Consider the following 22760-nt stretch of genomic DNA (forward strand, 5'->3'; position numbering starts at 1 on the left):
GCCAATGAACCCGGAGCCGATCCTCGATCTCGCCCATCTCGGCCACATGGAAATGCTGACGCCTAAGCCGGACGAGAGCCTGAAATTCTTCGTCGACGTCATGGGCATGACGATCAGCGGCAGGAAAGGCGAGTCGGTCTATCTGCGCGGCTGGGACGATTACGAACGCTATTCGCTCAAGCTCACCGCATCGAAGACCTCGGGCATGGAGCACATGGCGCTGCGGGCCCGCAGCCCGCAGGCGCTGGAGCGCCGGGTTGCCGCGCTCAAGGGTTCCGGCTTCGATATCGGCTGGATCGATGGCGACATGGGGCAGGGACCGGCATTCCGCTGCCGCGATCCCGACGGCCATATCGTCGAACTCTATTACGAGACCGAATGGTATCAGGCGCCGCCTGAACTGAAGCCCGCACTGAAGAACCAGGCGCAGCGCTTTCCCGCGCGCGGCGTCAATGTCCGGCGGCTCGATCACCTCAATTGCTTGGCCGTCGACATCAAGGCCAACCGTATCTTCTTCGAAAAATATTTGGGCTGCCGGTTGACTGAGCAGATCGTGCTCAATGACGGCACCGAAGCCGCGATGTGGATGACGATGTCGAACAAGAGCTACGATTTTGCCTATTCGCACGACCGTTCGAATGTGCCGGGCCGTTTCCACCACGTCACCTACGCGCTCGACAGCCGCGAGGAAATCCTGCGCGCCGCCGACATTTTTCTGGAGAACGGCGTCTATATCGAGACCGGCCCGCACAAGCACGCGATCCAGCAGACCTTCTTCCTCTACGTCTACGAGCCCGGCGGCAACCGCGTCGAGGTCGCCAACGCCGGCGCCCGCCTGATCCTGGCGCCGGACTGGAAGCCGATCGTGTGGACCGAGGAAGAGCGCAAGAAGGGCCAGGCGTGGGGGCTGAAGACGATCGAGTCGTTCCATACCCACGGCACGCCGCCGGTTGCTACCGGCTGAGGCCAGGCCGGCAGCGCGAACGCGCGGGCTTCCACGAACATCTGGATGGGCAGGCCGAGCGACGTCGTGACCGCTGAATGACGGCGCGCGCGAAAATAGCAACCAAATGTAGTTTATTTAACATGGAGCAATCTCAGGAAGAGTGATAAATTGGACGCGGGCGCAGGCGTCTTTCGGCAGCACGGCCGGCTTAACAGCCGGCGCGTTCCCCTCGCATCGTGGGAGGAGATCAGAAATGACCGACCATCACAATTCGCAGAAACCTGTCGGCAAGCTCTCGAAAAAGCTGCGTCGTCGCGATTTTGTCACGGGGTCGCTGACGGTGGGCGCCGGGCTTGCCGCCGGCGCCACCACGGCCTGGAAGGCCTGGTCGCAAGCGGCGCAGGCGCCGACGCCGGTGCCGACGATTCCGATCGAGTGCGTCCCGCCGGTGCCGTTTGGGCAGGCGGTCGCTTTTGGTTCGCCGGGGGCGGGCCCGGTACGAATTCGCAAGAGCGTGTTCGAACTCACTGCCAGCGAAGTCGACCGGCTCAAGGCCGCCTATACCGAGCTGTTCAAGATCACGAAAAACGACGACCCGCGCGGATGGTACCGGCAGGGTGCGGTGCATTGCTGGTACTGCAGCGGCGCGGGCGACAGCCTGAACGGCATGGAGATCCACGGCGGCTGGTGGTTCTTCGCCTGGCATCGCGCCTACCTTTATTTCCACGAAACCATCCTCGGCAAGCTGATCGGCGATCCCTCGTTCGCGCTTCCCTATTGGGATTGGGATTCCTGCAAGGACGATCCGAACGACATGACCGGGCGCAACCGTTTCCCCGGCGAGGTCTACGGCTTTCCGACCGACCTCAATCCAAATCCGCTGTTCGACACCACGCGGGCGGTGGGAAAGGACGACAGGATTCCGACCTCCGTCGTCGGTCCGACGGCGATGAATGCGATCCTCGGCGCAAAGTCGTTTTCGGATTTCGGCGGCAGCGGCAACGAGGAACTGCCGGTGTTCGCCCAGACCGCCAATGCGCCGCAGCAGGCGGGCACGCTCGAGGCGGGCCCGCACGGCATGGTCCATCTCTGGACCACCGATCCAAAAAACTTCTCCGGCCTTGCCGATATGGGGATGCTCGCGGCGGCAGCGTTCGATCCGGTGTTTTTCGCGCACCACGCCAATATCGACCGTCTGTGGAGCAAATGGGTCGCGATGCCCGGACACGCCAACCCGTCCAACGATCGTTGGCTCAATCAACAGCCGTTTTATTTTTACGATCAGGCCCAGATCTGGACCGGAATCGTGATCAGTCAGGTGATCGATTCCGAGAAATCGCTTGGATACCGCTACCAGCCGCCACAATGGCCGCCCGGTGCCGCGGTTGCCGCGGCCGCGCCTGGTGCGCCCGAGCCGATCCGGGTCGCGCAGATGGCGCCGCTCAGTACGCCCCTGGCTGCGATCAATACCGGTGCGGAGCCGCGCGCGCTTGCCTCGCAGCCGACGACGCTGCAGATCGCGCTGCCGCAGGAGGTGAGGCCGCGCATTACCGCGCTGGCGACAGGGACGAGCCCGGCGACCCTGGTGCTGCGTATCGATGGCGTGGAAATTCCCGCCGATCGCGGCGCGGTGGTCCAGGTCTTCCTCAACCGGCCCGATGTCACGGCCCCGGCCAGGGGACCTGAACCCGGCTATGTCGGCAGTATCATCATCGTGCCGTCGACCGGAAAACGTTCGCTGGGCTTGCACCCGACGATCACGCGCAATTTCGGCTTCCCATTGTCGGCGGAGCAGGCCGCCGGCCTGTCGGGCAAGGAAAGTCTTTCCGTGACGCTCGTGCCGGTCACCGGCGACAACAAGCCACCGGAAGTCCTGCGCTACCGGCAGGTCTATCTGTCGTCCCGGCAGTAGCGCCGGACACCGAGCGGCGGCTCTTGCCGGGTCCCAAACCGCGCCAAAAACGTGGTAGCCATGTTGGTTATCGCGGGCGCGGTTGGGGGAGGGAACGGCTGTTGGCAAACCTTTGGGCCCGGAAGTCCGCGGCGGAACTGTTGCAGGAGGCCGCGCTTGGGGAGAGCGACGCGGAGGTGCATCCGCTGAAGCGATCATTGTCCGCGCTCAACCTCGTCGCGATCGGCATCGGCGGAATTATCGGCGCGGGCATCTTCGTCCTGACCGGGCATGCCGCGGCGGCGAACGCCGGGCCAGCGGTGACACTGTCGTTTCTCCTCGGCGCGGTCGCCTGTGCCTTCGCCGGGCTGTGCTACGCCGAGATGGCGTCGACCGTTCCGATCAGCGGCAGTGCCTATACCTACGCCTATGCGACGCTTGGCGAGCTGATGGCGTGGATCATCGGCTGGGACCTCGTCCTCGAATACGCGGTCGGCGCTGTGACGGTTGCGATCGGATGGTCGGGCTATGTCGTCAGCTTCGCCAGGGACTTTGGTCTCGATTTGCCGTCGCGGCTGGTTTCGTCTCCCCTGAGCTTTGACGACAAGACGCACGCCTGGTCGTCGACCGGCGCGATTTTCAACGTGCCGGCGATGCTCATCATCGTTCTCGTGACGGCGCTGCTGGTGGTGGGCATCCGCGAGTCGGCGCGCTTCAACGGCTTTGTCGTCGCGGTCAAACTGACGGTCATCGCGCTCTTCATCATTTGTACGGCTTCCTCGGTCACGTCAGCGAACTGGGTTACGTCAAGCAATCCCGACGGGGCATTCATCCCGCCGAACGCGGGCCCGGGGACCTATGGCTGGTCAGGCGTGATCCGCGGCGCGGCTGTGGTATTCTTTGCCTATATCGGTTTCGACGCGGTTTCGGCCACGGCGCAGGAAGCGAAAACACCGCAGCGCGATATGCCGATCGGAATTCTGGGCTCGCTTGTCATCTGTACCGTCCTCTACGTCGCCGTGGGTTTTGTGCTGACCGGGATCGTACCGTTCGACCGCTTGAACGTGCCCGATCCGATTGCGGTTGGCGTCGATGCCGCAGGGGTCGGATGGCTGTCGCCGCTCATCAAGCTCGGCATCCTGTTCGGGCTGACGTCGGTTATTCTGGTCAGCCTGCTGCCGCAACCGCGGATTTTTCGCGCCATGGCGCATGACGGATTGCTGCCGCCGATTGCCGCGAGAATTCACCCCCGGTTCCGGACGCCTTATGTCTCCACCATCGGCTGCGGAATTGTCGTCGCGGTTCTCGCAGGTCTGCTGCCGATCGGCCTCGTCGGCGAGCTCGTCAGCATCGGAACGCTGTTTGCATTCGCCGTGGTTTCGATCGGCACGCTGGTGCTGCGGTTGATCGAGCCGGAGCTCATCCGTCCGTTTCGATCTCCCGCGATCTGGTTGGTGGCGCCGGCCGGCGCCGCCATCTCCATTTTTTTGATGGTCAGCCTGCCGCTGGATACCTGGATCAGATTGGCGGTCTGGCTCGCGGTCGGGCTGGCCATTTATTTCGCGTATGGCGCCAAGCACAGCATGAAGGCGAACCGCCGTTCGCAGATGTGAAAATTGCTTCCGCAGTCTGGCGACAGCAAGATTCCATCACGTCCGAATGCCGTCACCGCTGCGCTGTGATCGGGGGGACTAACCAAATCCCGCAGAATGCCCATATTTTCTGCACAGACGGGTGGAATAAATCTATCCCCGTCCGCTTCGAAAGGTGCGCATTTGGTTTCCGAAAGCGACCTGGAGGCTGCTCTTGATTCCGTCCGGGCTCGGGCCGCCGGATCGGTCGAGGGCATTTTTGGTCCAGCCTCGATAACCTGGAGGATCGACAGGGAAGCTGTCATCTTTTTGGGCGCCGGTCGTGCCTTGCTCCTTCAGCTGGCGCATCCCTGGGTCGCCGCCGCCGTGGCCGAGCACTCGCGGACCTTTGCGGATCCGATCGGTCGCTTCCATCGAACCTTTGACGTTGTGTTCACGATGGTGTTCGGCTCGCGCGACAGGGCCCTTGCTGCTGCCCGACGCATGCATCAGCGTCACGCCACGATCGTTGGCCGCTTGCCCGAAGCAATCGGTCCCTTCGCGAGTGGCTCACCCTACCGCGCCAACGAGGTCGCAGCGTTGCGCTGGGTTCACGCGACCCTGGTCGAGACCGCTCTCATCGTGCACGACCTGGTTTTGCCTCCGCTCTCGGTCGAAGAGCGCGAGCGATATTGGGCCGAAAGCCGGCTTTATGGGGCATTGTTCGGGCTAACGTCGGCCGACTTGCCGGCGGATTGGGAATCATTCGCCGCCTACAACGCGGCCATGATGCAATCGGATATTTTGTCCGTCAGCGCCGCAGCACGCGAGGTGGCTGGACAGATCTTCGCCGGCGGACGACCATGGTTGCGGCCGCCGCGATGGTACCAGGCCCTGAGTGCCCAGTTGCTGCCAGACCGATTGCGCATGGGCTTCGGATTCGTCCTCGACGAACGTGACCGGAAAGCCGCCGAACGTGCGCTTGCATGGATACGACGCGTGTATCCCAAAATACCGACCCGCCTTCGGTACGTCGGTCCTTACCAGGAAGCTCAAGCGCGACTACAAGGAAAGCCGCAGCTCGGCTGGGCAACCCGATGTCTTAACAGAGCCTGGATTGGGCGGCCCCAATTGGATGATCGCTGGAACAGGTGAAGCTCTCCTAAACGCAATCTACAGGGCATGCGCTGTTCAGCTCTGTGCCACAGGCAGTCGTGAATACTTCAGTCCTCGTCGAGTTCTCCGATATGACGCTGGGCGTATAGCTCGAGGCCGATCCTCGCGACGAGATCGATCTGGGTTTCCAGAAAGTCGATGTGCTCTTCCTCATCGTGCATCAGTTGCTCAAACAGATCTCGTGTCACGTAGTCCTTGACCGAATGGCAATGGGTTGCGGCTTCAGCGTAGAGGGAGCGCGCCGACAATTCGGCTTGCAAGTCGCTATCGAGTACGGCCTTCACGGTCTTCCCGATATGAAGGGATTCCAGCGTCTGCATATTGGGAGATCCATCGAGGAAGATGATGCGTTCGATGAGCTTGTCTGCATGTTGCATCTCTTCAATCGATTCCTTGCGCCACGTCTTGGCCAGTACTTTGTAGCCCCAATTGTCGAGCAGTCGGTAATGCAGCCAGTATTGGTTCACCGCGGTGAGCTCGTGTCGCAGCGCCTTATTGAGGTATTCGATAACGTCCTTATCGCCCTTCATGCTCTGCTCCTTTTCGCGGGTATTCGAATCGTTTTGTCGAGTGGGCGCCTGGAACTTGATGCTTGGCCAACACGATGGAGAGTTTAGAGCGTCAGCGCTTTCGGTTCGAGCAGTTTGGGATATCTACCGCTCGCCGGGAGCGGCGACGCAAGGAAAGGCTCACTTTCCACACACATGAGGCGGAGGTTAATCTGTGCGCTGCGACTTCAAGAGGCGTAGGGAAATAGAACGGGGGAATTTTGGCCATGATCGAGGGGATCAGCGCGGTCACACTGGGCACCCATGAAATGCCACGAGCTGTCCGATTCTACCGAGCGCTGGGGTTTGAGGTCCTGCATGGCGGCGAAGGGTCATCCTTCACCAGCTTTCGAGCAGGGACAGGTTACCTCAACCTCATCGTCCAACCTGCCGAACGACGCTGGTCCTGGTGGGGTCGGGTCATCTTCTACGTCACCGATGTTGACGTACTTTACGAACGCGCGCTCGCAGCCGGATACCAGCCGGCTACTGTGCCCCGCGATGCCGAATGGGGTGAGCGCTTCTTCCACCTGGTTGACCCCGACGGCCACGAACTCAGTTTCGCTCGGCCTTTGCTTCCGGCTTCCGTCCAATAGCGGATCGAAGCGGCAAAGCGCTCGACTTTGATCAGGCAGTTGGCGAGCTTGCCGAGACGGACGGCCATCACCCTGACATCGGCTTCGGCTCGGGTTATGCTGTTGTAGCTCGAGCATTAGATCAAAGGATAGCGGCGAACGATCGCACGTCACCGGAATTGCGGTAATTCAAGATTCAAATTCGACCGTAGCACGCGTCAACGGCTTTCCGGTTCGGGCGGCTTCAATCCGCTTGCGTAGCTTGCGATATGATGCCGCGAAGGCGCGGCTAGTCGATTGAGTGCGGTCACCGCAATTCAGTATTTCGAGGCAGAGCTATTCGACGTCTCGGATGATCGCGGCCACTAAAGAATAGCTTCGATCCCCTTTCGCTTGATCACGTTGAGCAAGGCCAGTGCCGCGCCGGTCGGCTGTTTCGCGCCGCGCTCCAGCTGCGAGACGTAACCCACGGTCAGATTGAGATAGCGGGTGAACACCGCCTGGCTCAATTGTGCCCGTTCGCGCATGGCCCGGATTTGCGGCCCCGTAATCGGATGGGTCTTGGGCGCGACTGTCGCTCCCAAATGCCGCAGGGTGATCTTCTCGTGGGTGGCCTTGTCCATGAGCCCGGCCTTCCGCATGTCGCCCGCCGTTTCCAGCAAAGCCTTCGCCAGCGGGCTAACTTTTTTATTCTTCGCCATGGTCTACGTCCTCAATAACGCCTTCTGAAAACGCCTTCGCCAGAGCCTTTTCGTCCGCCAAAACGTCACCGACGCGGAAACCGCAGCCATCGGCAAGAACTGCGAGGCCCGGGCGCGCGAAGATCGTTGTCACACGCGATTGCCCGTCGCCTTGCGACAAATTGGCACGACGGGCAAAATTCCGCTTCGCCAAAACCCCAAATCAGTGGCCTATCTCCGGCCATCCCGTTCCGACAAGAGGGGCGGTCGCGCGTCGTCACGAACGCGGGATGGGATGTGGTGGACGCGAGAGCGTCGGCGCGCAATTGATGTCGCAGGGCGGGTTGAACCTCGTGAGCGATTGACAGGCGCGCAGGACGAACGACGCCAAAGCCCGGCGAAGCCTCTTGGCGAAGACGGGTTGTCGCGTACGGCAAAACCGTGTGGTCCTGACACCCGTTGCTGGTGCCAAGTCGGCGGTGGCTTGCTTTGACCCGACCGGGTCGAGCAGTCGCAAAATCCGCCGACGACGGTGACAAGACGAATTCGTCGCCGAGGAGAGCACGGCATAAGCCGTAAAGCCATCACGCAGGGGATGCCGGATGCCTCCGCTGAGCCTGTATGCTCGTGCGCGCACCCACTTCTCCATTGCGCACGAGACCGCGGGTGCAGCGTGCACCCGGCATTCCCTGCGCCCTCCCGTTTTCGAGGGTGAACCCGATCAAGACTCGGGCGCATCGCGCCGCGAGACCGCGAGGTCATGTCGTCAATGAAGCACACGCGTTTATGCGCTCTCCGGAGAGTCCACCTTGATCCGAAACTAGCCGGTCGGCCATTCGGGAGGAGTTAAGTCGTTGTATTGCAAGGGGAAAATCGTGGCTGGGGAACTAGGATTCCAGCCCAGACTCGCGTCGCCGATCAAAAACCGTTGGCCTGCAGCGCTTTCCTGTTCAGCCACGGCGGTCGTGTCAGCGCACTGTGGACCATCACCGTGGACCATTCAAGCCGCCGCGGGATAGCGGGCAGACCAACGCCGCCCTCGGCCGCTAGGGCCTGGGCTGGCCACGAGACTCCATCTTGCCGAAGCTGGTAGATGACCGGCAGGCGGTCCTGACGGCCGCGGTCGGTCGTGCCCCCCGGGGGTGGTGTAGCCGGGCTGTGAATAAGCATCCAAGAGTGACCCCCGCACTGCCAGGTGGATCCATAGCTTAGCGCGCCGATCGGCGTCGGGACCCCACGCCGATTAACAACCAAGCAATCACCAGCAGGACATCAATTTCCTGCTGCCTTGTTCGCAAGGTGTGCAATGCCGGCCCGTCTGGAATGATAGGCCAAACTACTCAGCCCGCCAACAGCCGCTCGCGGCGTCTGGATGCCTCAACTATCGAGTAGATTCTCCCGGAGAGTTGCGCCCGTGTATTTAGTGCGGAACCGGCCACGTCTTTGCAGTTCCGGGACGACGAGATCGGCAAACTCCTCAAAGCAGCCCGGGGTGTAGGTCGCGGCCAACATAAAACCATCAGCCCCGCCCTCATCCATGTAGTGCTCCATCTGGTCGGCGATATCCGCCGCCGTACCGACCGCAACAGGCATACCCATGCCCTGGGCATAGATCATGGCGGCCTCTTTCACGGTCACCGGCGCGCCGCCCTTTGCATAGATGATCGATTCGAACAGTCCCTGGATGCCCGGCACCTCGATGTTCTGCACGATGGCATCCGACGGGTAAGTCGAGAAGTCCAGACCGAAATGGCCGGACATCCAGGCCAACGCGCCTTCCGGAGGAATACAGGCCTTGATCCTCTCGTATTTGTCCTGGGCCTCGGTGCGTGTTTCCGCCACGACGGTCTGAAGACCGTAGATCAGCTTGACCGAGCCGGGAGCCCGATTGAACTTGCCGGTAAGCCTGTCGGTCAGATCGGACGCATATTGTTTCATCCGATCGACGTTTGGATGAACGGCAAAAATCGCTTCCGCGTGTTTTGCCGCGAAGTCGCGTCCTTGCCCGGAAGAGCCTGCCTGCCAAAGAACCGGACGCCCTTGCGGCGAGGGGGCGCAGAAGTGGCGCCCGTCGCTTTTGTAATATTTTCCTTCGTGATGGACCATCTTGATCTTCGACGGATCCGCATAGATCCCTGACGCCTTGTCGGCAATGATCGCCCCGGGCTCCCAGGAATCCCAGAGCTTGTAGCAGACCTCCATGTACTCCTCGAGCCGCTCATAACGGCCGGATCGCTCCGTCATGGTATGGCCATAGGCGTCCCACTCGCTCTTTGAATAAGAGGACACGATATTCCACGCGACCCGCCCGGCGGATAGGTGGTCGAGGCTCGAAAGCCGACGGCACATCGAATAGGGATGTTCGAATGCGGTCGAAAGCGTCACTCCGACACCTAGGTGCTTGGTTGCGGTCGTGATGATGGGAACAATCGTGGAAGGTTCGTGGGTCGGACATTGAACAGCCCATTTAACGATGGCGTCCGAGCTGTTCTCGTGGGTGTTGTAGGGCGCGAGTTCGTCGGCGATGAACATCGCGTCGAAGAGCCCGCGCTCCATGGTTCTGGCCATGTGTTGCCAGTATTCCGGCGTCGAGAAGCTCCATCCCACCTTATCCCTGGGATGGCGCCACATGCCGGTCGCATGGCTGTTCACCCCATGCTGAATGAATCCCAACAAATGCGCCTTCTTCTTGTCCTGCGTCGTCACGGATACGCTCCTTGTTCTGGAAAATCGTCGGAACCTTCGAGGTCAGCCATAACGCGTGCAGCAAACTGCTCGGCTGTCGTTTACGAGTTCGAGCACGGATCCATTAGGCGCTCGGGCGCTCAACGAAGAATGCAGTCCCGATACCCGCCGCGGTGCACAGCGCCAAAAGTGGGCCGGCGTAGATCCAGCCGGGCCCGAAGCCCGCGAGCGCAATGACGACAGCTGACGCGACGACCGAGATTGCCGCCATTCCCGCATAGTTATAGTCCGGCACCTCTGTCGGCTCCGGCTTGCCCTGCCTGTACTCCAGGATTGCATTGCGCAGCCCCCTGGCGAACCCCGAAAGGAACAGAGCGGCGGCGCCGAGGCCGAGAATGACAATGAGCGAATACATATCTGGGACCCTTTTCTTTGGTTTGCTTCTAGAAGGAAAGCACTGCATCGCCCGCTACCATCGAGCGATGCAGACGCGTGGGTTACTCGGCCGCGCCAACCGCGGGACTGGCGATCTCGTCGGACACCCGTCGCAGCTTGCTTACGTCGAACCGCTCGCTGCCGATCAGCCCGCAGATGAGTACGGTGAGCCCGCCGATTGCCACGATTGAGAGGGTGCCCACCAGTTCACCTACCGTCTCGTAGATCGGCATGCCGATTGCGATGGCCGCTATCACCCCGCCGACAAATCCGACCGTGTTGGTCTTCGGCCAAAGAATCGCCAGCACAAGCGGCAGCAGGATCGACGTCTTCAGCGCGTAGGTGGTCAACACCAGGGTAGTAAAATCGATGCCTGAAAGCACGATCACGGTGGCGATTATTCCGCCGAGCAACACCGACAGCTTGGTGATGGGAAACAGACGGCTTTCCGCCGTGCGCGGAAAATAGCGCTTGACGATATCAACCGCGACGATCGATGAAAGCGCGGAGCTCGCGCCGTCGATGGTCGAATAGCAGGCTGCGAGTATCACCAGCACATAAAGAATAACGAGCGTGAGCGGCAGACCGATATGCGATACGATGTACGGTCCGACAGCTGCGATATCGCCGCCCATGTCGGAGGGAGTGAGACCCGTGGCGATGCCAACGAGCCCGAGCATGCCCAGGCAGATCGGGATCGGGTAGAACAGCGCGCCAGCCCACAGGAAGGTGCGGCCGACGTCACGGCTCTTGATCGCCCATACCTTTTGCCAAAACGTCTGGTCGGAAACTGTAGCCGCGAGAAGTCCGAAGGCCAGCGTGATGCCGAACCCCGCCGCCGCATCGGGACGCAACACAGAAAGGTTCTGCGCACCCGCCTTGCCGACGGCGTCATACACGGCCTGAGTGCCGCCGGGTATCTTGTCATACACTGCAGCAACCACGATGGCAGCGGGAACAGTGACCATCAGGGTGTTCAACGTTCCGGTCATCACGCTCGTCCAAAGGCCGCCGAAATACGAATATGCCATGACGCAGATGATGCCGACGATAGCGGCCGTTTTCCAATCGATTCCGAATACCGTGGAAACGACGACCGATGTTCCTTTAAGATTGATCAGGATTTCAAGGATGATGCCGAAAATCATCGTCAAGGTTACGATCGCTGTCGCAACCTTCGACTGGTTGAAGCGATACTGAATGAATTCGGAAATCGTATAACCCTCCGGCATATTCTTGCGCAGGATACGCGCAAACGGAATCATGGCGATGACGGCAAATCCGTTGGGAACGACGAACCAGAACAGGCCCGACAATCCCCACTTGTAGGTCATTGCCGAACTCATCATGACCGCCATGGCCCAGGTCCACACCGCGATCACGGAGCCCACACCAAAGCCAAAGCCAACGCGGCGGTCCGCGATGATGAAGTCGTGCGTATTTCTGACGAGCAGGGTCTTGACAGCGTAAGACAGGACCAATGAAAACAGGCCTAATCCGATCATCGACGCAAACCCGAGGGTCGGCGTGAGGCTCGGCATCGAGGCAAAGATTGACTTATCCATTGCAGTCTCCCCAGGGTTCAAATGCGGTGGCGTAGGCTGTGGTAGGTGCGCCTGCAGTAGAGCAACGGAGCTCCGTCGCTTGCCGCATGCGCCGACGTGACGTCGCAAAGCACGATGGTGTGGTCGCCGGACGGGATCATTTCGACGACGAGTGCCGTGATATGGCCGAGTGCTCCGTCCAAAAGCGGAGCCTGCTGCGCTCGATCGGCAATCCTGACATCGTCGTAGGCCCCGAATGCGACCTTGCTCGCAAATCGATCCGAAAGCGCGCGCTGCTCGGCATTCAGGATCGAGATCCCGATCCCGGATCCGGGAGTGAGGCACGAATAGCTCTCGCTGGTTTGCGAAACGCAGAACAGGACCCGCAGCGGCCTCAGCGATACCGAGGTGACGGAAGTCGCCGTGAACCCGTGGAGACGGCCGCCGCGCCAGAACGTCACGACGCATACGCCGGAAGCCAGCTGGCTGAAGACTTCCTTGAAGGTCCGGGTGAGATCCTCAGGTGTTGTGGTCATATCGGTCTTTCCGCAAACGACAGTCGCGCTGGACATTTCACTACTCGGCGAGTTCGATGGCCCGGCTCTCCCGGAGCGGACGAATGACGTTCTTCATGAAGGGTCCGGCGTCCCGCATCGGGTCATCGAACTGGCAGACGATGCGGTTGAGGCCGATGGCTTGCAGCTTGGGGATACGCTGGCGGATGTCCTCGAAGGAGCCGATCAGCCCAAGCTCAAACCCTGCGTTTGAGTCCACCATCTGGTCTTCGCCGAGCGAGGCCCAGGCCGCAGCACCGGATCCGCCGATCACCTTCCGGAAAAAATCGATGGTTTGCGAATTGCGCCGCGAGATGACGGATTTCCATCGTTGCCGAGCTTGTTCGGTCGTTTCCGTCGCGATCACATAGGCATTGGCAGCGACCAGCACGGTCCTTCCCCAGCTATTGGCTTCCTGGCGAACGGTCTCGATACGTCGCTTGAGCTCTTCGTCGCTCATGCCGTTGAGGAAAAGGCAGTTGCCCCACTCCGCCGCCATCTGCACGGCGCGGTCGGAATGTCCGGCGATCCAGACCTCGGGGAGAGCGCTTTGGTCGAGGCCATAGCTGGGAGAATGATCGATCTCGATGTCATGTTCCAATCCCGCTTCGGCCACGGTCGCATCCCTGACCATGGCCGGAGGCTGGAACAGTCCGTAGAGTGAGCGCAGGAATTCGGCGGCACGGTCGTAACGGCCATCATGGTCGAGCCAATCGACGCCGGAGAGATCAAATTCCTCTTTCCACCAGCCGCAGACGATGTTCATGCCCAACTTCCGTTCCGCGATCTTCGACAATGTGTCGAGCATGCGGGCAACGAGGAAGGGTGAACGAAAACCCGGCTTGACCGCGCCGCAGAGTCCGACCTTGCTTGTGACCACAGCTATGGCGGCGAGGATGGTCCATGCGTCGGCGACGCTCTCTTCGGGACCGTGTATGCAATTCAGAAGGTTCTCTGACGCATAAAGAAAGTCAAAGCCGAGTGCCTCGGCCTGCTGCGCGATCGCGAGACACGCTGCGACGTCGGGTGCCGTAGGCGCGTCCAGAGAACGCAGCCATCCGCCATATACGGGGAGCCAGATGCCGAACTCCATCACGCGGTCCCGCCAGGTCTGTTCCAGGCACGACCAGCCCGATGGTGGGCCAGCATAGGTTCATCAGGATTCGTGGAGGTCGCAGTCGTCATTTTGATCCCTGTCGATCAGCAAGTTTGCTCACGACATGGAATAGCAAGCACCGCGCCAAGATCGGCCGCAGAAGCGATTGCTCAAAATACGGGCGCTGTTGATCGTTAAATCGTCAAAGGATGCCTGTATTCAGATCAGAAACCGACAGCACATATATTTAATTCATGGGCATTGAAGTGTATCAATGATACGCTTTCCGCTGTCGTTCGTCTCAGACGCGGGGATGAGCGAAATTCATCGGAAGAAGGACGGTTGACTGATTTCACGGCAAGGACGGCTGAAAGTTGGTTCGATGTGGCCCATGGGGGGCCGGCACCGGGCTGATGTGTTTGGGTTTGGACCTTCATGCGCCGGGCGGCGAACTGAAGATGATGAGGTTTAATGACCTTCGAACAGATGAAGATCTTTCTCGAAGCCGCGCACTTCGGAAGCTTCACGCATGCGGCCGAGCGGCTCGGCCTCACGCAATCAGCAGTCAGCGTTTCCATTAAGAAGCTCGAGGAGAAACACGACGTCTCGCTATTCGACCGCTCGGGACGTCGGCTTATGCTGACCGAAGCCGGCCAGGTCTTGCTCAACGAGGCCGAGCGCATCCTGCGCGATGTCGATCTGACGATACGACGTGTTGAAAGCCGGCGGCCGGCCGGTCAATCCTCGCTCGTGGCCAGCACCGCCAACGCCTATGATTTCTGGATGCCGGAACTCTTGGCGCGCGCCGACGCCGCACATGCGGTGGAAGTGGATCTTGTCCGCGGAACCGCCGATGAGGTCACTGCATGGGTCATGCGAGGCACCGCGGACGTCGGTGTGACCAGCGCGATGCCAAGCCACCCTCAATTCCGTCAAGTCGGCGTATTTATCGACCGCCTGATTTTGTGCGGGCGCCCGGAGCGCGCGCGGCAAATCCCTGACGACGTCAACTGGGCTCAACTGACTGATCAGGCACCGATACTTTGGGAACAGAGCGAGCTGACGCAGACGCTCGTTGCGGGGCTCGCGGCCCATCGTGTGGATGCGAGCCGCCTTGCTCACCCGCGGCTGAGATTGTCGTCCACTATGGCGGTCATCTCCGCTCTGCAGGGGGGACGGTATATCGGTCTTGTGCCCGAGCGAGCGGTGAGCCCGCTGTTGGCGTCAGGCATGCTCGTGCGTATCGGGCTCGTCGAGATTCCGCTGCGCTACTGGATGTTTGCGCTGCGCGAACGGAACATCGATCCGCTCGCGGCCCAGGTGGCGCGGGCGGCAAGCTCCGGCGCCGACAGCGGCCCTCGCTTGCACCCTGCTGAACAGATGTAGGCGCGTGGTGGGACAGTTGCCGGATCGGCAGCACGGTCAGCATTGCGCATCGGCCATGCCGAAAGGGGTCGAAACACAGAGCTTAAATGGCCGCTTCTGGCGCGGGAAGCGGACGTTCGGTTTGAACGGACTGACAAAATTCGGCCGGGTGCTTAGGAGTTCCTCCCTCTCCGCCAGTTTTTTTGAGTCCTACTCCACCCGCTTTCGCGCGGGTCACCGAGCCCCGCAGATCCCGGAAGGGTCGGGATGTCGGCTCTCGGCCATTCGGTAACAATCCTTCGCGCAAGAGGATTCTGAACCCTTCGCCGGAGGCAGTCGATCCCGCTTCCCGCCGTTGGCGGCGCTATGCTGAAGCTCCTGCGGCTGCCTTTTTAACCGGTCTCAGGATAGCAGTCGGCCGCGTCACGGCTTCGTCGTCGCTATGCTGACGCTCCTGCGGCTGCATTTTTGTTTTCGTTTTTGTCAGTGCCAGCCGTTCGGCTGAATTTTTTTATTTGAAGTTGGGACCTGCGGCCCCCAGGCCGTCAAGGCCAAGCCCGTATGAAGAATGAGGGACGGAAAACGGCGGGCCGTGTACCCGCACCCGCGCAGGTCCGGCTCTGCGGGCACCGCAAGTTCATCGATTGGGTCTTGGGCAAGTGATTTTTCATGTGGCACCTTCTTTGGAGAACTCATTCTCGCAGCTGCGGGAGGGCAGGAAAGGCGAATTTGCAGCTGCATCCACCCATGTTTAACGAGCGATTTGTGAATGCTCATCATGCCGACCGAAGTCTGCCGGCGCGGTAGCTTGACCACGCCGGCAGACTCGTCAGGGCGTTACCGGAAGACGATCTGGGCCGCGTCCTCGATTTCGAGATACAGCTTGCCATCGGCACGCACCAGAATGCGCAAGCAATCCGAGCGCTTGACGCTTCCAGCCATATCCGAGCGGTCGACGCTTCCCACCACACAGAGCTGGTTGTCGTCTGTACCAACGCGCCTGAGTTTGACCCGGTTCGCACGGAGGTCGTCGCGCGCGGCTTTCGCCGCGTCCACCTCGGAAACGTCGACAATCACATCGATGATTCCGCGAAGCTCTCCCTTTTTGTAGATGCTGATGCTGCCGATTGCCAAAAAGGCTTCGTTAGTCGGCATGAAGGGATGCGCGGCGTTTAAGGCGCTCAAGACAAAGTGTTTTGCCATGGGCAAGTCGAGGTACGCTGGAATCTGGTCGTGTTTTCCACGGCGTTCCTCATAGGCGAGTTTGTCCGAACCGCACTGTCGGCAACCATTTTTGTCGCAGATACCGCTCTGTGCCGAGCAGCCAGCCATTGCCCGTCGCCTTGCGACAAATTGGCACGACGGGCAAAATTCCGCTTCGCCAAAACCCCAAATCAGTGGCCTATCTCCGGCCATCCCGTTCCGACAAGAGGGGCGGTCGCGCGTCGTCACGAACGCGGGATGGGATGTGATGGACGCGAGAGCGTCGGCGCGCAGTTGTGGTCGCAGGGCGGGTTCAACCTCGTGAGCGATTGGCAGGCGCGCAGGACGAACGACGTTTGAGCGTACGGCAAAACCGTGTGGTCCTGACACCCGTTGCTGGTGCCAAGTCGGCGGTGGCTTGCTTTGACCCGACCGGGTCGAGCAGTCGCAAAATCCGCCGACGACGGTGACAAGACGAATTCGTCGCCGAGGAGAGCACGGCATAAGCCGTAAAGCCATCACGCAGGGGATGCCGGATGCCTCCGCTGAGCCTGTATGCTCGTGCGCGCACCCACTTCTCCATTGCGCACGAGACCGCGGGTGCAGCGTGCACCCGGCATTCCCTGCGCCCTCCCGTTTTCGAGGGTGAACCCGATCAAGACTCGGGCGCATCGCGCCGCGAGACCGCGAGGTCATGTCCTCAATGAAGCACCACGCGTTTATGCGCTCTCCGGAGAGTCCACCTTGATCCGAAACTAGCCAGTCGGCCATTCGGGAGGAGTTAAGTTGTTGTATTGCAAGGGGAAAACCGTGGCTGGGGAACTAGGATTCGAACCTAGACAAACAGAGTCAGAGTCTGTTGTGCTACCGTTACACCATTCCCCAATAATTGCTCAACGACATCAACAGGTTAGGCGGTCGATTGGGCAATTGCTCGCGATCGGATTCATGGAATCCCGCGATCTGGCGCCCTTCTACTCGCTAGCCGCTGCCCTTGGCAAGCGCGCAGCGATGGGCTTGGTGCACGGGGGCGGCGGCAAATCCGCGGCCATTGGCGGCGCGGTTGGTGCCGCGGTCAGGGCGGTTGGCGCATGAGCCTTTCTTTCGAAGAGCTGGATTTTCGCCCGACGCCGATGGGCCTGCTCACCTTGAGGCGGCGGCGGCCGCCATCGTCCGATATCGACATCTACGAAATCAAACTCGGCGACGAGTTTTTGATGTCGAGCCAGTTCACTGCCGCCGAAATCGAACTGGCGCGGCTCGGATTGGCGGCGCGGGGTCGCGGCGATCTCGACGTCGTGGTTGGCGGTCTCGGGCTCGGCTACACCGCGCACGCGGTGCTCGAAAACGCTCGTGTGCGATCGTTGATCGTGGTCGATGCACTGGCGGAAGTCATCGAGTGGCACGCGCAGGGATTGCTGCCGCTCGGCAGGGAGCTGACCGGCGATCCGCGCTGCCGTCTCGTCCATGGCGACTTCTTTGCGATGTCGGATTCCTCCGCAGGTTTTGATTCCGCAGCACCTGCGCGCCGCTTCGACGCGGTGCTGGTCGACATCGATCATTCGCCGCGCAACCTCCTGCATCCGCGCCACGCTGCGCTGTACGGACCGGAGGGACTGGCGCGGCTCGCCACTCATCTGCACCCCGGCGGCGTGTTCGCGCTGTGGTCGAACGATCCGCCGGACGAAATGTTCGAACGCGATCTCGCCGGTGCTTTTGCAACCGCGAGGGCCCATGTCGTGACCTTCAACAATTTGCGAGGAGATCCCGATGCAAGCAACACGGTCTATGTGGCCGTGAAAGCCGATTTGCCCGGCGCGAGGGCAACCGTCGACGCGGCGCCAACGACCGATTGATCGTGCGCGGCGAAGCCGTCGGCATCCCCCGAGAAAAGCTTTTGGGATCAGCCAGCATAGGCCTTGTCGAGGTCGGCGATGATGATTTTTTGCATTTTCATCATGGCCTGCATGGCGCGATTGGCCTTGTTGCGATCGGGATCGCTGAGGTAACGGCCAAGCGCGGTGGGCACAACCTGCCAGGACAGGCCGAATTTGTCCTTGAGCCATCCGCATTTCGATTCCTCGCCGCCATCCGCGGTCAGTTTGTTCCAGAAGTAGTCCACCTGTTCCTGGGTCTCGACGCTGATGAAGAAGGAGATCGCCTCGTTGAACCTGTATTTGGGGCCGCCATTAAGGGCGTTGAACTTCTGCCCCTCGAGTTCGAAGCTCGCCATGAAGTCATTTACGGCTTCGACCTTGGCATTGGGAAACACCGATTTGTAGAAGGCGACGGCCTCGGGGACGTTGTTGTCGAACCAGAGGAATGGCGTGATGGAAGTCATGACGGATGTCCTTGTCGGTTGGGTTTTCGTGCCTTGTCGCGAACGCTGTGGCGGGCGGGATTGGGCGGGGGGCAGATTAACGAAGATCGTTGGCCATCATGAACTCCGTTTGGGTGGGCTCGTCCGGAGGACGAACGGGGGCACGGGAGTCCGACAATGGATTCTGAATTTTTTTGGCTTGATTTCGTAATACCCAACCCGGCGCCATTGGCCGCCATACCGCCGGTAGGATGGGTAGAGCGAAGCGAAACCCATCGCTATTGTGAATCGCGATTGATGGGTATCGCGGAGTTTATCATCGGGCCGGCCGAAAGCCGGACCCGTTGGCTCCTACCGCTATCTCGACACCGTCTGGCGCATCTCGTCTTCCAGCAGCAGCAACAAGCAATTGGAAAGCCGCACCTCCATTTCCTTGTCGTGCAGCGACAGCGGTCCGGGGTCGTTGAGGATGGCATTGACGAGCGTCCCCAGCACCACCTGAAAGCCGAAGGCGATGCCGCGGGTCTTGGCGGCGGTGCGGCCCTTGCCCATGGCCCGGAGCAGGAGAGGGGTGGCACGCGCAGTGGTGGCGCGCGCAAGCGCCTTGAAGCTGGTCCATTGGTCTGGCCTGGTATTGTCGTGCTGGAGGGCGGCGCGCAGCACGCCTTCATGGGCGCGGATCCAGCCCGTGATCCCGCTCACCAGCACCCGGCAGCGGTTGGCGAGATCGGCCTCCTTCAACAGCGCCTCGGCGGGCAGTTCCGACAGCCGGCGCGCACCGTCCCGCGCCGCCAGCTCCATCAGCGCGTTGAAGTAAGCCTCCTTGCTGTCGAACCGGCTGTAAAACGCGCCGACGGTTGCGCCGACATTCGTGCACAGTGCTTCGATCGACAACTCGCCAAGGCTGCGCGTCCTGAGCAGCTCGGCGCCCGCCTGCAGCAACGCGAGGGTGGTTTCGCGGCTGCGCTTCTGCCGCGACGGCGTGACGCCGGGCAGGTCGAATTGTTGGCGTGGCAGCGGCATCCGGGCTTGCGTCTCCCAATAATCCTAATCATAATTCGGATTATCATCTTGGGCAATGCCGGAAATCGAAACGCGAACCGACGGATCAACCGCGGTCGCGGCGAAACAGGGAGGCAAGCATGCGCGCAGGCGGCAGCACGCCATTCGGCGGCACCATCGACAAGACCATTGCCGGCTCCAAACCCTGGTGGCCGCAGACCGCGAGGCCGCCGCAGGGCGCGCCCAATATCCTCGTCGTGCTGTTCGACGACGTCGGCTTTTCCGATTTCGGCTGCTATGGCTCGGCGATCAGGACGCCGACCATCGACAGACTGGCCGCCGAGGGCCTGCGCTACTCGGGTTTCCACACCACCGCGATGTGCTCGACCACGCGCGCGGCGCTGCTGACCGGGCGCAACCATCATTCGGTCGGCGTCGGCTGCCTCGCCAATTTCGACTCTGGCTACCCCGGCTATCGCGGCAAGATCGCGCGCGAGGCGGGGACGCTGGCGGAAATGCTGCGGCCGCACGGCTACCGCAATTACATGGTCGGCAAATGGCACGTCACCCCGCTGACCGAAAGCGGCGCCACCGGCCCGTTCGACGGCTGGCCGCTCGGCCGCGGTTTTGACCGCTTCTATGGCTTCCTCGACGCCGAAACCGACCAGTACGCGCCGGAACTGGTTTCCGACAACACCCATATCGATCCGCCCCGCAATTACGCGAGCGGCTATCACCTCACGGCCGACCTGATCGATCAATCGATCCGCTTCATCGCCGATCACACCGCCGACCGGCCCGACATCCCCTGGCTGACCTGGGTTGCGCTCGGCGCCTGTCATGCGCCGCATCAGGCGCCCGCCGATATCATCCGGGAATATGACGGGATGTTCGCGCATGGCTGGGACGTCGAGCGCGAGGCGCGCATGGCGCGACAGAAGGCGATGGGCATCGTGCCGCCCGCGACCAAAATGCCCGCGCGCAACGACGGCGTGAAGGCGTGGGATGAGCACTCCGCCGACGAGCAGCGCGTATTCACGCGGTTGCAGGCCGCGTTCGCCGGCATGCTTGACCATGCCGACCGGCATCTGGCGCGGCTGGTCGCGTTCCTCGAGAAGGCTGGCATCCGCGACAACACGCTGATCCTGGTGCTGTCGGACAACGGCGCCAGCCAGGAGGGCGGCCCGCTCGGCTTCGTCAATGCGATGGGGCCGTATAATTTCCGTCCCGAACCGATGGCGGAGAAGCTGCGGCGGATCGACGATATCGGCGGTCCGGATTCGCACACCAATTTTCCACACGGCTGGGCGATGGCGTCGAACTCGCCGCTGCGCCGCTACAAGCAGAACACCCATGGCGGCGGCATCCGCGATCCCTTCGTGATGTCATGGCCGAAGCGGATCGCAGCCAAGGGCCAGCTGCGCCACCAGTTCGTCCATGCCAGCGACCTGGCGCCGACCTTGCTCGAATTGGTCGGTGTCGGCGCGCCCGGCGAGATTGCGGGCGTTGCCCAGATGCCGATGGAGGGCGAGAGCTTTGCCCGCTCGATCGCGGATCCTGCGGCGCCGTCGAAAACCTCGCCGCAATATTTCGAAATGTTCGGCCATCGCGGGATCTGGCAGAACGGCTGGAAGGCCGTCGCCTTCCATCCCTCGGGAACGCCGTTCGAGAACGACAAATGGGAGCTGTTTCATCTAGACAAGGATTTTTCCGAGGTCGACGATCTCGCCGCCAAGGAGCCCGAGCGCCTGGCTGAAATGATAAAACTGTGGTGGCGCGAGGCCGAGAAGCACCAGGTGCTGCCGCTCGACGACCGCTTCGGTCCGCGCTTTGCGGAGAACGCCACGCGATTCCACGGCGCGCGCAACAAATTCACCTTTCACGCCGGCATGGGGCATGTGCCGACCGACGTCGCGCCCGACGTGCGCAGCCGCAGTTACACCATCGAAGCCCATGTCGAGATCGGCGAGGGCGGTGCGGAGGGTGTGCTGATCGCGCATGGCGACACGACCTCGGGCTACAGCCTCTACATCAAGGACGGCATGCTGGTTCACGATCTCAATATCGGCGGCGGCCATGAGATCGTGAAATCGAACCGCAGGATTCCGGCCGGCGCGCGCCGGCATCGTGCGGAAGGAGCCGCCGGCCAAGGGCGCGCGAACCGGGATCAGCGAATATACGCTCCTGATCGACGGCGAGCCTGCCGGCTCGGTGCAGACCCAGCTTGGATTCCACACCCTGATTTCATGGTCCGGTCTCGACATCGGGCGCGACCGCTCCAGCCCGGTATCGCATTACGAGGCGCCGTTCGAATTCACCGGGCGGTTGCTGCGGGTGACGGTAGACATGCATGAGGACCAGAAACTCGACGGCGAGGCGGTCGGCAATACGGAGATGGCGCGGCAGTGAGAATATTCTTCCGTCATTCCGGGGCTCGCGAAGCGAGAGCCCGGAATCCATACTCACGATCGTGGTTATGGATTCCGGGCCTGCGCCAAGAGGCGCATCCCGGAATGACAAGGCCAGAGAGCCCACGGCTGCTACTTGATCTTGTCGTAGGCCGCCGGAAAATCGGCCAGCGGCATCGGGATCGTAATCGTTTCCTTGCCCATGTTCTGGAACGACACTTTCAGCAGCTTGCCGGATTTCATCGCAGCCAGCAGTTCCGGCGAAATCGGGACGTTGGTATAGCAGCCGCGCGCCTCGCAGGTCTGGATCTGCAGATCGGATGTCTTGCCGTCATCGATCTGGAGCTTGGCGCCCATCGGCAGGTTAAGTCCGAGCGGCAATTGAATGACGGCAATCGGTGTGTGGGTGTCGCTGGGCACGCGAATGTTGATCAGCACGATCAATTGCCCGGTCTTGCTCAGAACCGCGCTTTGCTCGATCGCGCATTCCAGCGGCGCGTCGCGGCTGGCGCTGGTACACCGCGCGACCCAGCCGGGAGCGGCGGGAGCGTTTGCGGGGGCGGCCTCTGCCTGGGGCGCCGGCTGCGCCGCCTGCGCCGCGCGTGGCTGGGGCTTGGCTTTGGCGGTTTCCTTGGGGGCCTGCTGGGCCTGGCTCAGGCCAGGCGATCCGAACGCCACGGCTGCGACGACTACAAATTGTACCGGGAATTTCACCGATTTCACTCCGAAGCGTACATCCTTCGGATGTGCCGGTATCCGTT

At 61.4% G+C, this 22760-nt stretch carries 20 protein-coding genes and 1 tRNA gene; 8 read left to right on the forward strand and 13 right to left on the reverse strand.

Annotation, left to right across the window (positions count from 1 at the left end; translation table 11 throughout):
- Positions 1-4 precede the first annotated feature (4 nt).
- The 4 genes from NL528_RS19170 (at position 5) to NL528_RS19185 (ending at position 5563) form a co-directional block, all read left to right on the forward strand.
- On the forward strand, positions 5-964 hold the full coding sequence (locus NL528_RS19170) for a catechol 2,3-dioxygenase (RefSeq protein ID WP_309184238.1): 960 nt from the start codon (positions 5-7) through the stop codon (positions 962-964).
- A 235-nt stretch (positions 965-1199) separates the two neighbouring features.
- Entirely contained in the window at positions 1200-2858 is a 1659-nt protein-coding gene (locus NL528_RS19175) for a tyrosinase family protein (protein WP_309184239.1), read from the forward strand.
- A 101-nt stretch (positions 2859-2959) separates the two neighbouring features.
- Entirely contained in the window at positions 2960-4450 is a 1491-nt protein-coding gene (locus tag NL528_RS19180; RefSeq protein ID WP_309184240.1) for an amino acid permease, read from the forward strand.
- Between the two features lie 162 nt (positions 4451-4612).
- Positions 4613-5563 carry an oxygenase MpaB family protein gene (locus NL528_RS19185; RefSeq protein ID WP_309184241.1) on the forward strand — a complete coding sequence of 317 codons (951 nt, stop codon included), beginning with the start codon at positions 4613-4615 and terminating at the stop codon, positions 5561-5563.
- A gap of 68 nt (positions 5564-5631) precedes the next feature.
- Here NL528_RS19185 and bfr read toward each other — a convergent pair whose 3' ends face one another.
- A complete protein-coding gene (gene bfr / locus NL528_RS19190) occupies positions 5632-6114 on the reverse strand; it encodes a bacterioferritin (protein WP_309184242.1) in 483 nt (160 codons plus the stop codon).
- A 245-nt stretch (positions 6115-6359) separates the two neighbouring features.
- On the opposite strand from bfr, the gene NL528_RS19195 reads away from it, so the two are divergent.
- Positions 6360-6728: a VOC family protein gene (locus NL528_RS19195; RefSeq protein ID WP_309184243.1), complete on the forward strand. Its 369-nt coding sequence runs from the start codon at positions 6360-6362 to the stop codon at positions 6726-6728.
- 344 nt (positions 6729-7072) lie between these two features.
- Here the strand turns inward: NL528_RS19195 and NL528_RS19200 are convergent, their stop codons facing one another.
- The 7 genes from NL528_RS19200 to NL528_RS19230 all read right to left on the reverse strand — a co-directional run bounded on the left by NL528_RS19200 (position 7073) and on the right by NL528_RS19230 (position 13698).
- Positions 7073-7408 (reverse strand): helix-turn-helix domain-containing protein, encoded by a 336-nt coding sequence (locus NL528_RS19200; RefSeq protein ID WP_309184244.1) that lies wholly within the window; start codon positions 7406-7408, stop codon positions 7073-7075.
- Positions 7395-7541, reverse strand: a complete 147-nt coding sequence (locus NL528_RS19205) for a hypothetical protein (RefSeq protein ID WP_309184245.1) — start codon at positions 7539-7541, stop codon at positions 7395-7397. The genes NL528_RS19200 and NL528_RS19205 overlap by 14 nt, the downstream gene beginning before the upstream one ends.
- A gap of 1223 nt (positions 7542-8764) precedes the next feature.
- Complete coding sequence (locus tag NL528_RS19210) at positions 8765-10093, reverse strand: LLM class flavin-dependent oxidoreductase (protein ID WP_309184246.1); 1329 nt, start codon at positions 10091-10093, stop codon at positions 8765-8767.
- A gap of 103 nt (positions 10094-10196) precedes the next feature.
- Complete coding sequence (locus NL528_RS19215) at positions 10197-10487, reverse strand: hypothetical protein (RefSeq protein ID WP_309184247.1); 291 nt, start codon at positions 10485-10487, stop codon at positions 10197-10199.
- Positions 10488-10569: 82 nt separating this feature from the next.
- Entirely contained in the window at positions 10570-12072 is a 1503-nt protein-coding gene (locus NL528_RS19220; protein ID WP_309184249.1) for a sodium:solute symporter, read from the reverse strand.
- 17 nt (positions 12073-12089) lie between these two features.
- Positions 12090-12587, reverse strand: coding sequence for a flavin reductase family protein (locus NL528_RS19225; protein ID WP_309184250.1), 498 nt, complete (start codon positions 12585-12587; stop codon positions 12090-12092).
- 40 nt (positions 12588-12627) lie between these two features.
- On the reverse strand, positions 12628-13698 hold the full coding sequence (locus NL528_RS19230; protein ID WP_309184251.1) for an LLM class flavin-dependent oxidoreductase: 1071 nt from the start codon (positions 13696-13698) through the stop codon (positions 12628-12630).
- Between the two features lie 474 nt (positions 13699-14172).
- On the opposite strand from NL528_RS19230, the gene NL528_RS19235 reads away from it, so the two are divergent.
- Entirely contained in the window at positions 14173-15087 is a 915-nt protein-coding gene (locus NL528_RS19235; protein ID WP_309184252.1) for a LysR family transcriptional regulator, read from the forward strand.
- Between the two features lie 816 nt (positions 15088-15903).
- On the opposite strand, the gene NL528_RS19240 is transcribed toward NL528_RS19235, so the two are convergent.
- Positions 15904-16398, reverse strand: coding sequence for a hypothetical protein (locus NL528_RS19240; protein WP_309184253.1), 495 nt, complete (start codon positions 16396-16398; stop codon positions 15904-15906).
- Positions 16399-17080: 682 nt separating this feature from the next.
- A tRNA-Gln gene (locus NL528_RS19245) sits at positions 17081-17154 on the reverse strand.
- Positions 17155-17360: 206 nt separating this feature from the next.
- Here NL528_RS19245 and NL528_RS19250 point away from each other — a divergent pair.
- Positions 17361-18125 (forward strand): spermidine synthase, encoded by a 765-nt coding sequence (locus NL528_RS19250; protein WP_309184254.1) that lies wholly within the window; start codon positions 17361-17363, stop codon positions 18123-18125.
- A gap of 47 nt (positions 18126-18172) precedes the next feature.
- Here NL528_RS19250 and NL528_RS19255 read toward each other — a convergent pair whose 3' ends face one another.
- Positions 18173-18610: a VOC family protein gene (locus NL528_RS19255; RefSeq protein ID WP_309184255.1), complete on the reverse strand. Its 438-nt coding sequence runs from the start codon at positions 18608-18610 to the stop codon at positions 18173-18175.
- Positions 18611-18946: 336 nt separating this feature from the next.
- Complete coding sequence (locus NL528_RS19260; protein ID WP_309184256.1) at positions 18947-19612, reverse strand: TetR/AcrR family transcriptional regulator; 666 nt, start codon at positions 19610-19612, stop codon at positions 18947-18949.
- 119 nt (positions 19613-19731) lie between these two features.
- Between NL528_RS19260 and NL528_RS19265 the strand changes: the two genes are divergently transcribed.
- Positions 19732-21945: an arylsulfatase gene (locus NL528_RS19265; RefSeq protein WP_309184257.1), complete on the forward strand. Its 2214-nt coding sequence runs from the start codon at positions 19732-19734 to the stop codon at positions 21943-21945.
- Positions 21946-22131: 186 nt separating this feature from the next.
- Here NL528_RS19265 and NL528_RS19270 read toward each other — a convergent pair whose 3' ends face one another.
- Positions 22132-22713, reverse strand: a complete 582-nt coding sequence (locus tag NL528_RS19270) for an invasion associated locus B family protein (RefSeq protein ID WP_309184258.1) — start codon at positions 22711-22713, stop codon at positions 22132-22134.
- Positions 22714-22760: the final 47 nt, after the last annotated feature.

The sequence above is a fragment of the Bradyrhizobium sp. Ash2021 genome (assembly GCF_031202265.1).
In the GTDB taxonomy this organism is placed as follows: domain Bacteria; phylum Pseudomonadota; class Alphaproteobacteria; order Rhizobiales; family Xanthobacteraceae; genus Bradyrhizobium.